The organism is Poriferisphaera sp. WC338 (assembly GCF_050931845.1).
Lineage (GTDB): Bacteria > Planctomycetota > Phycisphaerae > Phycisphaerales > Phycisphaeraceae > Poriferisphaera.
The window spans coordinates 1421904-1437345 of record NZ_CP194516.1 but is presented as its reverse complement, the minus strand read 5'-3'; the positions used below and the strand labels follow the sequence as shown (position 1 = coordinate 1437345).

The window sequence follows — 15442 nt, the reverse complement described above, 5'->3', positions numbered from 1 at the left end:
GCCGCAATCTACATGTTGCGACTATTGTAGCGATGGGTGCGAGACTTGTGTCTAGCACGCCGCATTAAATGCAAGGCTCAATTTTTAAATATTGCGTTAAGTTAGCATAACCCGAGGGGTTGGCGTTTTAGTTTTTGTAGCTTTATAAAAAAATTAAGCAAGGTACTTGACTGGGTTATGTTCATGGTGTAATTTTACACAAGTACTTGTCTAAGTCAAAATTTTAATTTTAAATGTTTGTTCTTTTAGAATATCACTAAATTTTTATGGAGGATATCATGGCCTTTCATCATTTCACAAAAATGGCTACGGGCGGCACAATGGCACTAGGTCTGGTTTGTGCAGGCACACTTCGTGCGGATGTTGTTGAGGATTTCGAAGATTACACAGACAGTGCTTCACTTGTGTCCAGCACATCTGGTGCAACAGCAAATGTTACTGTTGAGCTTGCCGCAAATGGCATCAATGGCGGCAAATCATTCAAAATGACCGGTGCAAACAATCTCGATCCGTGGTGGAGTATGGTTAAATTCGATGTGTCGGATTTTAGTCTGAGTGGTGTAGATGCCGTTACCTTTGATGCAATTACCCTTAAGAACCCTGGCGATCTAGATTGCTCAATCGAGAATTTATGGGTGTTCTTATACGACGTAGATGGTAACGAGCTTGCAGCAAATAAAGATCTTGGCACGACACGTGATTATCAAGACAATCTCACAACGTTGAGTATTGATACATCGAGCATAGATGGCACAGTAAGCCAAGTTGGTTTCCTGTTTGATGCCGTAGACTATGGGCAATCTATCATGCTGTTCGATAACTTCCAAACAGTCACAGTCCCCGAACCTGCATCCATGATGTTGCTCGGTCTCACAGGATTGGCATTCCTCGGCCGTAAAAGGCGCAAGCACTAACATGCTATTAAGACACCGCAGGCTAACGCTTGTTGTGTCTTTTATGCCTTAACAACACAAAGCAGCAAGAACAGATCATATTTTATCCTCTGTGATACACTGTCTTTGTGGGCAAAATTTATGCAATCAAAAAGCAGCGTTGGGTGAACATGCTGCTGGCAAAACCCTTCTTTCATGAATAGGAAACAGTTATGAATTTCATTGAAGGAAAGATTACGGATGGCCGCTATTCAGGGCGCAGAAGTTTTCATTCAATTATCTCGGGCTTTACACTCATCGAATTGCTAGTCGTAATATCGATTATTGCACTTCTTGTCGGGATATTGCTGCCCGCATTGGCGTCGGCGCGCGACACGGCAAAATTCATTCTTTGTCAATCAAACATGCGACAAATCGGAATTGCATACGCAGCGTACGAAATCGATAACAGCGCGCCGTGCATTGCCGCAGACGACCCCGGTATGGGCCAATTTGAATATGGCTGGTGGAACAGACACCGAGAGGGTGGCCTGCTCGACCATCTCAGCGGCGGCTCCGCAACTAACGACGACCGCATCAGCGTGTTCTGGTGCCCTGCGCAGATTGATGCTGATGGACGCCTAGGATCCGTTGGCTATTCATTCAATCGCCTGATGCTGCCTGATTCGCAAATTGGGCCAACACTTGGCAACACAATCTCTCCACCATTCTTATTCCGCCCGATCCACCAGATCAAAGCCCCCAGCAAAACTGTCGGCTTTACCGACCGGTATAGCCATAGAACAAAAAGCATGTTTGGCGTTGCTGGCTATTGGTACTATTTTCCACACAACGGCTGGGACTTCTGGCAAGCCTCACCAATGGAAAGCGCACACAACGGACAAGCAAACGCATTCCTCTGTTTTGATGGCCATGTTGCAGCCACACCACAACTGGATGACAGCGAATTCAATATCCAGTTAATGCTGAATATCGATGGAAGTAACAGCCCCTATTGGGAAGATTTTATTTGGTCACCACAACAAGAGTGATCTAGCGAATACATATGGGGGCGCGGATTTTTATTAGGTTATTAAGCAGATTCATGTTATGGAGTGCGGACTCTTGAAAAGGCAGTATTTAAATCAGTTTGAGTGGGTGGTTAAAGCAATTGGCGATCAGTCAAAGGTTCCATCGAACATCAAGGGAATGGAAATTCCAGCAAGTGTACCAGGCTGTGTGCATACGGATTTACTCACAGCCAGATTGATTGATGATCCATATTATGATCGTAACGAACTGAATCTGAAATGGATTGGTTGGACGAATTGGTCATATACTTGTCGCTTCACGATTGATGATGATCTCGCAATCGATGAGTATGCAACATTAGTCTGCGAAGGGTTGGACACACTCGCTGAACTGAAACTGAACGGTCAAGTGATAGGCGAAGCAAACAACATGCACCGTCGCTGGCGATTCGATCTACGCAAAGCACTTAAAACTGGCGACAACGAGCTTGAAATCATCTTCAGTTCACCAATGAAGCACATCACTTCACTCGCGCCTGAATTCAAAATCCTACCGTTTACAGGAAGTGGTTCGAACCCCCAGCTACCGCACAATCTCATAAGAAAAATGGGATGCAACTTCGGCTGGGACTGGGGTCCCGCACTGGTAACAAGTGGTATATGGCGAAAAATTTACATCGAACGATGGACATGTGGTCGAATAGGCGATATGCGACCAGAAGTTGTCCGTGCAGACAGCGAATGCGGCGAAGTAATACTGCGCGTAGATACGGTGATCAATGAAAGAACGGATAATTGCCGTATCCACTATGCGCTGAAAAATGATAAAGACATCGTTGTTGCAGAAGGCAATGACCTTGTAGGTTCAGAGCAGCATATCACAATCGAGAATCCACAACTTTGGTGGCCGATTGGATATGGCAAGCAATCACTTTATAAACTTGAAGTCTGGCTTGTTGACAATAACAGAAATGTCCTCGACCGTAAGTCAAGACGACTAGGCATCAAAACATCTAAGCTAATCACAGAATTAGATCCAGAAGAAATCGAAGGACTTGGTAAAGGCGAAAGCTACTTCTTTAAGATCAATGGCCAACGCGTTTACTGCAAAGGCGCAAACTGGATTCCTGACGACTGCTTCCCTCACCGTGTCGACCGCAAGCACTATGAAGAAAAAATTCAACTTGCACTTGACTCAAACATGAACATGTTGCGTGTTTGGGGCGGCGGCACATATGAAGACGAAGCATTCTATGACGTCTGCGATGAGCGTGGTGTGATGGTCTGGCAAGATTTTTGTTTTGCATGTGCCTGCTATCCTGAGACAGAGCCTTTCTGGGGCAGCGTTGAAGCGGAAGCCCGGGACAACATTGCAAGATTATGTTCACATGCTTCGCTTACCGTATGGAATGGCTGTAATGAAAATATTTGGGGCATGTTCGATTGGGGTGAAGAGTGGACAAGCTTGCGAGAACAAAACGAAGTCGGTTGGGGTGGCGGCTACTACCTAAACCTCTTACCAAAATGTGTCGAGCAACTTGACCCAGGGCATCCATACTGGGCAGGCAGCCCATTCTCCGGCAATATGCAACGAACACCAAATGCCAACGAATTTGGCAACAGGCATATTTGGGATGTATGGAACGGAGAAGGCGGTTACCGAAACTACATGGCAAGCTTCCCGCGATTCGCAAGCGAATTTGGTTTCCACGGCCCCGCAACATGGCCAACAATTCAAGCATCCGTTCCTGAACAAGAACACGAATGGTTCAGTGAATCGATGATTCACCACAACAAACAAACAGATGGTCAACGTTTTGCTATTGAACGTATCGCGGAATCTTTCAAGGTCCCTGACTCATTTGAAGATCAATGGTTTTTAGCATCACTTAACCAGGCACGCGCCCTCGAGCTTGGCTGCGAATGGCTACGTGCACTCTCTCCATGGAATGGCGGCAGCCTCTATTGGCAATTCAATGATTGCTGGCCTGTTGCAAGTTGGGCCGCAGTCGATGGGCCCGGTCGCCGCAAATATCTTTGGTATGCAACACGGCGATTCTACAGACCAAAACTGCTAACCATCAAACCTACCAATCCAATCGAAATGGGCGCAAACCCAACGGACCTATCCGTCTACCTACATAACGATTCAGCTGAAGTTTGGAAAGGCACAGTTGAAGTACGTTGCCTTAACATAAATGGCGAAGAAGTTGGCAAATTTAGCTCAATCGTAAATGTCGAAAGCAGAGGGCAATGCAAGTTCCCTCTCACTGGGATTTCGACATTAGAGGGCGTGGATCTCATCGTTGCATCAATCGATAATGAACGCGGCTATTGGTTCTGTAGTATGGACTTTGATCTTGAATATCCCCAACCACAGCTAACTATTGACGTGGAACATCTCGGCAATAAATGCCATCTGCTTCATATCAAAGCTGAAAGTTTGGTGCGTGATCTTTGCTTCTTTGCTGACAGACTAGAGGCTGATGCAATTGTTAGCGACCAAATGATCACGATGTTACCTGGCGACATTCAAACACTGCATGTTGATGGCTTGAGTGACAACAATGCAAACAATCTAAAAGATCCGGCGTTCTACAATTGTGCGAATCACTACGGAAAATGCTATCAAAATGAAAAAGTGCTTGTTAACTCGCAATAACATCAACGATTAACTGCATCTTGTTTATGGAAGAACAGTATGTTTAATTGTGTAAAAACATTATCAACTCTCATCATTATACTAAGCGCATGTACCACGTCAGCATGGGCGGCAAGCACATACCGTCTGGCTATCTATCGCGATGCTTCGACAGATGGTGTTTCTTCAATATATATCAAACAAATGAGAAAAGCTGGGTTTGAAGTCTCTGCACTGGATATCAGTGCAATTACGAATCCGACTAAATTCAATATTGAGTTGTTTGATGCGGTTGTACTCCTGAACAGTGATGTCGCACCAGCTCGTATCATGCCGCATGTTCACGAATTTATGCTTAGTGGCGGTGATGGTGTCTTCTTAGGTGGCGAGCTATTTGCAAATCCGAAAAGTGATCTCGCGTTAGCAGGAAAAAGCGAAGCGAGTATCAATGCGAAACTACTTGAAGGTGAGTCTGCATTCAAAATTGATATCGCTAAACCCTTTACCAACAAAACCTACACCAAGGAAAGCAAACACGCCTCACAGGTCATGTACACCAAACCCGTAATAAAGCATGGCAGAAAAGGGATGGTATTTACAGTCAAAGATTTCTCAGATGGATGGGCCGGATGGGCTATCCCAACCAAAAATGTAAAGACAAAGAATGCAAACGTTATGCGGCTATGGCTTCGTGGAGATGGACATACACCAACTGTCGCATTTGAGATCAGAGAAAAAGGCGGCGCACGCTGGGTGACACACCTTCAACCATCAACTAAATGGAAAAATGTCGCTGTACGATTAGATGAATTCCAACTATTTCGCAATGGTGGCGACAATACTCGCGGCAAGAAAGGTGATCTCCCTCAACTGAAAAACATCGCGGCCGTCACTGTCGGTTTCGCAGATGAATTCTTCACAACCCCTTCCGGTGACCATACATTCAGTATCGCCGGCGTTGAATTTGCGAATGTTGTCTTGCCTAAAATCACACATTATGAGAACGCATTTCAAGCCAATGATTTCACATTGTATTGCTTTGATTACATGAAGGCTTACGGGCTTCCGGCAGAAAGTTCAATCAGTTTACGCAAAGAGTTGAAGCAGTACTTTGATTGGGAAGGTGGCGTTGGGGGTGGCCGTGGCGTCTCAGCAATCGGTGTTGCTCTACCGTTTAAATCTCAGTTCTATCCAATTCTTGAAGTAAACGATAAATTCGATCGGTATGCCGGCTGGGGCCTATCATTACTTCACAACTTTGATGGCAAGTACAAAAACGGATACTGGCTTTTCTCTGGGATTGATGATGCTTCACTCATCAAGAACGAGCAATTCGTCAAGGTTGTCATTGATGCAATCAAGCACATCGCAAAACAAGACAAAAAATGGCGAAAGCATGCTGAACTCCCGTATGTAAAAAAAGGCACCCGGCTCGGTGGTAAATGTAGCCGCCTAAGAGTAAGCGAAACGGGAGATGCATTAGTTGATCAAAGCGGCAAACCAGTATTTCTCATCGGTGCAAACTACATCGGCCCAAGTGGACGTCCCTTCATTTACTGCGGCGACAAGTTTTGGAGCAGCAAGCTAATCGAGTCTGATTTCATGCAAGCATCTGCGATGGGCATCAACGCTTTTCGTTTTTGGCTTGGCGCAGAATTAGTTAAAGACCCAAAACGTACTAAAACACTTATCAGAGCTGCTGAAAAATCCGGCATCTACTTAATGATTCACTTACGCGGTGATGGACAAGTCGAACAACATCCCGTTGATGTAAATGACATTGTCAATGAATTTAAACCTGTCATCCAAGCATTCAAAGGCCAAGACGTTGTCATCGGCTATGACTTACAAAATGAACCATATATCACAACAATCGGTGCCATAACGGTTAATGGCGAACTCTCAAAAATTGTCAAACTACGCCCCGCCGAACGATACAAAAAATACATAAATACAATCCAACTTGAGCGAAACGTTAAAGAAAAACCGCCATGGCCACTCATGCCTAGCTGGGCAAATGAAGATGTCCGCAGACAACTATACGCAGCTGAAATGCTGTGGAACATGATTCCAACACCCTTTGACGATGACCAAACATGCCAGCTTCCACCACACGTCATCAAAGAAGTGCAAGGCGCTGTCAGCGCAACCTTCGATGACTGGATGTCACCATTTTCGGTAATGATTAAAGAAATCGATCCGAACGCACTCGTAACAGTCGGCTACAACACCGACCTTGTCACAATGGCATGTAATAAAAAACTCGATTGGCATACACAACACACATACGTCCGACCCCGCCGCGTGAAAGACACATTAAAGAACGTCAAAAAAATGGATCTGCTACGTAAACTTTACCCCCATCACCCAGCAAGCCTAGGAGAGTTTGGATACACCTGCGGGTTCACCATTGGCGACAAGCAGCTTGGCCCCAATGCAAGTGCCGTTGCCGAGATGAGCTTTTATCTCTATGCCTATGCACACAATCACACGGGTGTCTTCAAATGGAAGATGCACGATGCGCCAATCCCATATGCCTATGACCAAATCTGGTGGACACAGAATAGCGTAAAAAATATGCGATACGAAAGCGCGTTTGGCCTCACTCGTTACGACGGATCCCCCTCCGGTAAAACAAGACCGATTGGTTATGGCTTAGCTCACTTCGCCAAGTTCATCAATCAAAAATTACCCAAAGGCGATTTGAAGTTGACTTCCTCAGGTTATCTTGGTGATGTCTCATATGAGTACATAGCGCCAAATGCTATATTTATTGGTCACAAACAATACACAAAACATGGCCTGACCTTTGAATCATCAGAACCAACAAACATGATGCTGTCATGGTATGATAAAAAACTTTTTGTCACCAGCACAGCCGATGCAAACATAACGATCAATGCCGCAATGCTCACTGGCAAATTGCCGGCCAATGGCAGCGATAGCGGATTACAAATCAAAGATCATATGATCACCGGCTCTGTTCTAGCAGGTAAGACATACACCTTCTCGCTTGTGAAATAATGTGTTTATGTAGCGTGATATTACTGGCCATGAGCCAAGCTGTACGAATTGATTGATGGAGAAATCAGTTGCAAGCGATTCAAGATGATCAAATGAAAATGCGCAATTATTTATGGGGTGTAGGTGGTGTTGCAGACAACCTGCTCACATACGGTTTGGCATGGACTATCATTCCGGTCTTCAATATTGGCTATGGCGTTGATGCTTTCTGGCTAGGTGTATTTATATTCGTACCACGAATTTTAGATGTAATAACCGATCCCTTAATGGGCATTCTTTCCGACAGAACTCGTGGAAGATTCGGAAGAAGACGACCATACATCTTCGCCGGCGCAATCACCATGGCATTGCTCTTTGCACTTCTATGGCTGCCGCCATTCGGAAAAGTCGAAGCAGTAAATGCAGTCGCAACAAGCACTGGTACCACAAGCGGTTGGTTTGGTTTACCGCCCCTCCCTACAGGCAACGAGCTGATGCTTCTCATGTGGATCGGCTTAATATACTCTCTCATCACATTAGCCTATACAGTGTTCAGCGTCCCCTACATTGCAATGGGTTACGAGTTCACTCGAAACTACGACAAAATGACAAAGATCATGGCGTCACGTTTGTACTTCACAACTTTTGCAGGGTTTGGTGTTGTTTGGCTATACAGCTTCTCTGTTCATGATGCCTTTGGAGGCGACGAAACTGTCGGCATGCGATATGTTGGCGGTGCAGTCGCCATTATCGCAGCACTTAGCGGCATAGTCCCCGCACTGTTTTGCACTGAAGACTTGCACGTCGACAAGCCAAAAGAAAAAGTTTCAATAAAAGAAATCATTAGCGCGACATTTGGTAATAAAGCGTTCGTCTATGTTATGACTGCAATGCTTGTCTTCGCAATCGCAATCTATACCACCGGCGCACTCACCATGCACATCAATGTGTTTTATATCGCTGAAGGCGATAAAGCTTTCGGCGCAAAGCTTGTTGCCATCTCTGGGAATATCATCACAATATGCAGCCTCTGCGGCATGTACGTCATGATTCGTCTTTCGCGGCTCATGAATAAGCGATCCGTCGCACTAATGTGCCTAGCAATTCTCTTCGTTGGCTTTGGCAGTCATTGGTGGACATGGAACCGGGATTACCCATATTTACAGTATATTTCAGCTGTTTTAGTTGGCATTGGCAGCTCCGGAATTTGGCTGATGATCGATTCAATGATAGGCGACGTAACCAAAGATGAAGAAGCCCGAACCGGCATTGCTAGAGAAGGTATTTATGGCGCAAGCAAAAGCTGCCTTTTCAAAGTCGCAGTTGCATTGACATCACTATCCGGTGCGTTTGTATTAAGTATGTCCGGTTATGACGAACAAGCCTATCCAACCGAAGACGTACAACTCAATTTGAGACTGCTCTTCCTCGGCTTCCTGTGTGGTGGAATCATCATTGCATTCATCGCACTATGGCTTTTCCCAATCAGCCGCGAGAAAGCTGAGGAAAATGAACGCATCATTCGCGAGCGTTTAACAGTTAACCATGATAACAACAAACAAGAATTGCCCGCATAACCGCTAAAACATTATTTAAATTACTCAATAAAAAATGCGTTGATTTTCAACGCGTTTGACATGCATGCAATACTAATTTCACCCCCCATGCTCAACCCTTCTTCTTTTTCTTCCGCCTCCGGTTCACCGGCCCATCCTTTGGTCGATCCCCCGTAAACTGAATCCCCTTCTGCGTATACTTCTCCGGCTTGTCATACTGCGAACCCTCTCCCTGCCAATCGCCCTGCCCCTTATTAAATCGCTTACGCTCACTTCGCGCTTTCTTCTTCGGCAATTTCTGGGTGTTGGCTCGTCACCTCACCCAGAAAGTTCAGCCTTCTGCTCGTGCTCTTGTCACTGGTTTCACTGGCAAGTGAGAACCGCTCCGGTGTCCTTTGCTTACCTTGGCGGTTACAGACAAAGAAACGACGCCGTCGAAGCTGTTGCGGCCTCTAATTGTTCCAGAGAATCGGCACGAGCAGACTGCCATAGGGTGCTACTGCAGGCAAGGCCTACGCCCGTTTGTAAACCGCAGGTTACCGGTTCGATCCGGTGGATGGCTTTTTTCATATCTATATTTCAGCCTCAACTTACAACGTATTTTGATCACCACATTCCATAGTAAAGGTACAGAATCCCGCTTATGCTTACCAACCGCTAAACCGTTCATACTGCCAGACTCAAGCTATATAACCCCCCGCATCTCAATTTACCTCACCAATCAAAACACGTTGCTCGGTAGCCCATTCAATCCAATCGGCCCGACTATCTTTGAGAATAATTTCATCCAGCATGGCCTTTAACTCTGGTGTACGTAACCCCTGTCGAACCTGATTGCGAGCAAAATTGCCAACAATCTGAATCTGATCCGGATCTGCTTCATACGCTTTCTCGTAATAGCTATGCGCCTTTTTGTATTGGCCAACGGCTTCATAAACCATGCCCAAGTTGTTGAGGGGTTCCGCGGGGTTGTCCATGAGCTTCACCGCGTATTCAAATTCCCAAGCTGCCGTGTAAAATTGTTCTTGCTCATAATAAATGAGCCCAAGATTGTTGTGTGCTGGTGCAAAATCCATATCGATACCGAGCGATTTCTTTAGAGTCGCGATCGCCTTCTCATAGTCTCCATTTTCGATCTGTAAGACCGCAAGACGATTCAGGTTTGCAGCCCGCTGTGTGTGTTTTATTTGTGCCTCAGCTGGAGATTCGTAAGTTTGATCTTTGCTTGGCGATGAACCTATACATCCAGCCATCCCCACTATTGAACTAATTAATACCGTACACAATATGTTATATTTCATATCAATTTCTCTTCACGTGACCGAACAATCTAGTCCTTCGGCGAATAAATTAAATGAGTTAAAGTTAAATCACTTTTCCAAAACTCTTGTCTACCTTCATCGCCATCTATTGCAGCCAAACGTATCCCCGCAACATTTAACGACGAATTATTCTTTTCAATCTGCCACGATAACTTTAAGATCTGCTCCATATTTGCCTTATCAATCGTTACCCGGGTGGATTGAATCAGAAATGGTGTTTTGTCAACACGGCGAGCTGTATCTGACCAAACACTCCCGAGCGTTGGCACATTTGATTTTTGTGCTGCCTGTTCCAATCTCACACGCATATCACTAAGTTTTACACCTTCAGATTCAACAAGCTTCGGCTTATCTTTATGTGTTTTAATCTGATCAATAATCGCAACAGCTTTATGATAATCTCCAATTTTATTAATAGCAGCAACTCGGTATTGATGGTGCTTTATAAATGACCATACACAACCTAGTACCAGAAAAACAGAGATACATATAAGTAAAGTCAAACGCAACGACTGTTTCATCACTTTCCCCTTACAGAAGAAATATGCAGAGGCTGAGATTTCTGTTTCAGAAGCCCTACAATACTGAAACTAACCGTACGATCAGCCGTTTGGTCTGTACGCAATAGTTCAAAATTGTAGTCCTCTATATTTCGTAAACCCGCCACAATTTTATTTGCATCAACATGTGAACGTGTCGTCCCATAAACGCGGATCTGCCTTGCCTCAATCTGAAGTTCATCTAGTTTGAAGCGTATATCTATTGGCAGATAAGAAAGTACATCGCGGATCGTGAACAACATTGAACGCTGCTCTGGTAACTGAACGGATTCCGCATTAGTGCTTTGTAGTTTGCGTTGCTCACTTTGGAGACGCCCCATGATTCCTAAAGGAACCGACTGTCCAGGAAAAGCTTCTTGATATAGCTCAATCATGGCTTGATTCGCTTGATCAAATTCATGCCGGTATGCACGTGCCCTAATGCTAAGCGACACTAAAATACTAATCAGCAATAGACAAACACCTAACGCTGCAAAAACGCCCTGCTTTTGATATCGAAGCCAAGAAGATTGAACTGCCAGTGGTCCCGTTCGTAAATTGAAAACAGGTACTTTCTCACGTCGATGTAGATCAACGGCTCCTTCATACAACAATTCCAATATGGGCGTTGCAACAATTTCGAGTTTCAAATCGCAACGTTCTTGTAGTTCGCGAACAAGATCATCAGATAAATCCACACCTAAAATGAGTTTGGTATTATCTGATTGATCTAGATCTACACCCGACAATATCGAAACATGCACTTCATCACGGAGTAAATCCTTCTCGGTAAGTAGCCGCCATGAGACTATTCGCCCTGAATGAAGCTGAATTATTGAGTAAATGCCATTAGGCTCAGGAAGAATAATCGCTTGACACGAATCGGGGATTTTTTTCTGATGTTGCAATACGTGAAAAACAAAAAAGACCTTTGGACAAATCGCGCCTGGTGATATACCACGATCTTCAAGCTCAGCTAAAATCCGCTGCAATGGCTTAGCTTCAATAGCACAACCGAGTGCCATTGCTGAATGTGAGTTGATGTGAAATGATGCAGCAACTTGCTCCGCATCAAGTGGCAAAAACTCCTCAAGCTGAAACAACATGGTACTAAGCCGTGATCGTTTACTCTCATTCAATTGGATTGATGCGACATAACACCAATCCGATGGCAGTCCAACCAAAGGCTCATTAATTCGTTTATTACTAATCGCATCTTCTAATGCCTTAGGATCAACTATAGCAGAAGGGCGTTCCTGATCTTTAATTATTGGAATCGATGTGATTTTAAAATCTACATCTCCATCGGCAACTATCACCGCATGATCGTCATCGAACAGAATGGCATGTATTTCATGCTTCATGAATTATTGCCCCCCCATCGAAATGACATGTTTTTGCTGATCAAATTCAATCTCGATCGCATCTTTTTTAATCTCAGTCACTGTTGCCTGCCCAATAGTATCACCAATACCAAGAAATACTGTTTGCCCTTTACTATCTACTGCAAAAGCTTGCAGCTTCTCGCCTAGTACGCTAGTACCTAGAAGCTTGATTGATGGAGGACGAACTACCTTCTTCTTTACAGGTTTATCGTAAATTGTCTGCTGGAACGGTTTTTGCCACAACGCCCTCATATCAGAAAGTGAAAACAACTTTTCACCTGAGATGCTATCTAACTGAGATTGTGTCTTCACAAATTGATTTATGTTCGGAATCGTTACAGGCCAATAGTAGCTAGCACACACTATACCAACAGCACACAGCAAACACATAACCGCGATGGTACTGAGCAAACCTTTAATCTGTCTTGGTAATAATCTCATATAAACCTCATACATTACCACAGAAACGATCTAATATGAACGATCTTATCTAAATCACTCTGATCACGACCATTCGGCTGATCTATTGTCATAATACTCCAGCGATACCGCTGCCGAGTAGGCGACTGTAGACGCAGCATCATCCCGTATGATGTAGGAGGCTGATCAGAGATCACTTGATTAACGTAAGCCATTTCACGTTCACTCAGATCTAGTTGCGGTAATATACGGGATAAATCTAGATCTGGGGCTTCATGACGCAGTTCTAAAAGCTGAGTGACTTTCGTGTGGCCAATCTTTGGATGAAGCAACGCTTCGATAGTAGCTGGATCTGCGGAACGGTAATCTAACATACCACTAGACCAGCATGTTAGATATTGATTCGCCGATTGCTCAGCCTTAACCATACTGTCCAGAATCTGCGTAGTCATTATTCCAAATAATTGATCAAGACTATAAAACTGGATCGCACTAGGACCATCTACCACATTATCTCTTGCACTATCCTCTGTACTCGTTGTGCCGTTCCCCAAGTTGATTTCTGAATCCGGAAGCATTGATGCTGAAAACTTAACCGTCAAATCTGGAAAGTTTACAAGCTTCTCAACAATTGCTTTTACTTCATCACCAGACAATTGGTCATACAGAGTGTTCACATTGGCCTTCGCGTCCTCATTACTTAAACAGATATCAAGATTAAGGTCATTATGCTTAATCTTTATAGATCTGTTTGCAAAAAACAATGATTGTGTCTCATCGTTTAAGTTCCACCCATCATCCGTCCTAGTTTGCCCCGACTTTTGTTTTTCTGTCTCTAATATATAACGCGCCTGACCAAGTACATATCGCTCGCAGCTTCTCTCTAGCCACTTGGATTTCATCGCTTGCTCGACCTCAAGTGTTTCCAAAACACTGCTATGTGACTTCCGTGCCAACATAGCGAGTGATGTTCCTGCAATCACGAGTAAGAACAATGTCAGTACTAAAATAAACCCCCTATCTCCAAACCGTTTCACAGAAATCATGAAGCACCTTCAATCTGCATTTGTGCATATAGCTCGAATTCCAGCGCTTCCTGATCGCGGCAATAAAGCTTTATCGCATACGGCAATTGATGCTTTATCTCTACTTCAGAAGGTTGTTCATCAGGCTGAACTAATTGTTCCAATTCTAATCGTGACACATCAAATTGCACCACATCAATCGCAATTAGATCGACATTCGGCTTACTCCGTTGAATTTGCGGATGTGTGTATTGCCTACGAACAAGTATTCTAGGTTCACTACGACCAATTGCTTGATAAACCACCCGCACAGGTATGTATCGCCGTTCATGATCAAAAGGGTCAATCTCGCATAGCGTTTGCAACTCAATCCTATCTCTCAGAATATCTACGCTTGTCGCATGATCAAAATCACGTTTAAACTGTGCTTTGATTCGTCTTTGCCACGGAGGATCAAGAAGTGACTGCTTAGTACGCTGCGTTATGATCTGTGATGTGCGACCTAAAGAACTAATAACTTGGATGACAGTAGCAAGCAATACCGCAGCTATCACAACCGTAGCAACCAGCTCGATCAAAGTAAAACCATCTTGGCAGTAAGCAAACTTACGTTTCATCCTCACCACCTTCTGCCGGATCTTCCTCCTCCGTTTTCTCAAAAGCAGAAAGATTACTTACAATCATCTCAACAGTTAAAATTTCCTCTTCATAGTGATCCTGAAAACTTTGCTCAAAAACGCTTAATTTCACCAACGTCATCTCTAAAACATCTGGCACATCCTCGACCAAATCAATTGGCCGTACTTCCCAATAGAAACTATGGCCGCCGTCAGCTTCTAACATACCCCGCATCCCAACCTCCAACTGGTGCTCCGAATCTTGCCATAACTGCTCAAGCATATCATCAACCGCGAGAATCGCTTGTTGTTTCAGAACCATTCGCTCAGATTGACGGAGATGTTTGCCGCGTGCCGTCACTATACCCACCAACAATACGCTCAAAATCACAAGTGATGCCAAAACTTCGATCAGTGTAAAACCTTGCCACCAAATGTTTCGATTCTGAATATTATAGTATACGCCAACATTACTTCGCAGAAAGAATCGCATCGATTTCCTCCTGCTTTTCAGTTTGATAAACTTGACCAGTAATACCTGCAAAAACAAGCCAAACAGATGCGGAAGTATCCACCTCAATGCGTTCAATGACCCGATCAATTTTCAGCGCGTATGTTGTCATAATCCCCTGTGAACTCACCGGCAATGCAATCTGCGTATGACTTGATTCTCCACCAGCCAATCGGATCTCACTCAACCGATACGACTGATGCATACGCCATGTTTGTCCGTCACGTTTGTACGCTTCATATTCATTTTCCGAAGGTGTCACCAAACGGATCGTGCTCGGGACCTTACTTAAATCAAAACGCAATTGCCCTGCTTTTCTATGCAGTACCGCATACGACCTTACACGTTGATCCATCATTACCAATTGATCAATCACATCGTCACGTGTCACCTTATCACTTAGACCTCGCAACGATACAACAACCGTACCTGCTAGCAAACCGATGATGATCATACAAACCATCAACTCAATGAGTGTAAAACCACGCAAACGCAATTCAAGCTCCGGTGTTTCACGTTA

General features: G+C 44.4%; 14 protein-coding genes. 5 read left to right on the top strand and 9 right to left on the bottom strand.

Annotated elements, in window-relative coordinates:
• Positions 1-278 precede the first annotated feature (278 nt).
• The 5 genes from ACQ6WK_RS05860 (at position 279) to ACQ6WK_RS05840 (ending at position 9124) form a co-directional block, all read left to right on the top strand.
• Positions 279-914 carry a PEP-CTERM sorting domain-containing protein gene (locus ACQ6WK_RS05860; RefSeq protein WP_432799813.1) on the top strand — a complete coding sequence of 212 codons (636 nt, stop codon included), beginning with the start codon at positions 279-281 and terminating at the stop codon, positions 912-914.
• Positions 915-1105: 191 nt separating this feature from the next.
• A complete protein-coding gene (locus ACQ6WK_RS05855) occupies positions 1106-1924 on the top strand; it encodes a type II secretion system protein (RefSeq protein WP_432799812.1) in 819 nt (272 codons plus the stop codon).
• Positions 1925-1997: 73 nt separating this feature from the next.
• Positions 1998-4565 (top strand): glycosyl hydrolase 2 galactose-binding domain-containing protein, encoded by a 2568-nt coding sequence (locus ACQ6WK_RS05850; RefSeq protein ID WP_432799811.1) that lies wholly within the window; start codon positions 1998-2000, stop codon positions 4563-4565.
• A 39-nt stretch (positions 4566-4604) separates the two neighbouring features.
• Positions 4605-7568: a hypothetical protein gene (locus ACQ6WK_RS05845; protein ID WP_432799810.1), complete on the top strand. Its 2964-nt coding sequence runs from the start codon at positions 4605-4607 to the stop codon at positions 7566-7568.
• A gap of 92 nt (positions 7569-7660) precedes the next feature.
• Positions 7661-9124: an MFS transporter gene (locus tag ACQ6WK_RS05840; protein ID WP_432799809.1), complete on the top strand. Its 1464-nt coding sequence runs from the start codon at positions 7661-7663 to the stop codon at positions 9122-9124.
• Between the two features lie 91 nt (positions 9125-9215).
• Here ACQ6WK_RS05840 and ACQ6WK_RS05835 read toward each other — a convergent pair whose 3' ends face one another.
• From ACQ6WK_RS05835 to ACQ6WK_RS05795, 9 genes are all read right to left on the bottom strand, one after another.
• Positions 9216-9398: a hypothetical protein gene (locus tag ACQ6WK_RS05835; RefSeq protein WP_432799808.1), complete on the bottom strand. Its 183-nt coding sequence runs from the start codon at positions 9396-9398 to the stop codon at positions 9216-9218.
• A 409-nt stretch (positions 9399-9807) separates the two neighbouring features.
• Positions 9808-10404, bottom strand: coding sequence for a tetratricopeptide repeat protein (locus ACQ6WK_RS05830; protein WP_432799807.1), 597 nt, complete (start codon positions 10402-10404; stop codon positions 9808-9810).
• Between the two features lie 29 nt (positions 10405-10433).
• Positions 10434-10946, bottom strand: a complete 513-nt coding sequence (locus tag ACQ6WK_RS05825; protein ID WP_432799806.1) for a hypothetical protein — start codon at positions 10944-10946, stop codon at positions 10434-10436.
• Positions 10946-12328, bottom strand: a complete 1383-nt coding sequence (locus ACQ6WK_RS05820; protein WP_432799805.1) for a hypothetical protein — start codon at positions 12326-12328, stop codon at positions 10946-10948. The genes ACQ6WK_RS05825 and ACQ6WK_RS05820 overlap by 1 nt, the downstream gene beginning before the upstream one ends.
• Positions 12329-12331: 3 nt before the next feature.
• Positions 12332-12790 carry a hypothetical protein gene (locus ACQ6WK_RS05815; RefSeq protein ID WP_432799804.1) on the bottom strand — a complete coding sequence of 153 codons (459 nt, stop codon included), beginning with the start codon at positions 12788-12790 and terminating at the stop codon, positions 12332-12334.
• Between the two features lie 14 nt (positions 12791-12804).
• A complete protein-coding gene (locus tag ACQ6WK_RS05810) occupies positions 12805-13815 on the bottom strand; it encodes a hypothetical protein (RefSeq protein ID WP_432799803.1) in 1011 nt (336 codons plus the stop codon).
• Positions 13812-14411, bottom strand: coding sequence for a type II secretion system protein (locus ACQ6WK_RS05805; protein ID WP_432799802.1), 600 nt, complete (start codon positions 14409-14411; stop codon positions 13812-13814). Before ACQ6WK_RS05805 ends, ACQ6WK_RS05810 begins: the two co-directional genes overlap by 4 nt.
• Positions 14401-14904 carry a type IV pilus modification PilV family protein gene (locus ACQ6WK_RS05800; RefSeq protein WP_432799801.1) on the bottom strand — a complete coding sequence of 168 codons (504 nt, stop codon included), beginning with the start codon at positions 14902-14904 and terminating at the stop codon, positions 14401-14403. Before ACQ6WK_RS05800 ends, ACQ6WK_RS05805 begins: the two co-directional genes overlap by 11 nt.
• A complete protein-coding gene (locus ACQ6WK_RS05795) occupies positions 14882-15418 on the bottom strand; it encodes a type II secretion system protein (RefSeq protein WP_432799800.1) in 537 nt (178 codons plus the stop codon). Before ACQ6WK_RS05795 ends, ACQ6WK_RS05800 begins: the two co-directional genes overlap by 23 nt.
• Between the last annotated feature and the right edge of the window lie 24 nt (positions 15419-15442).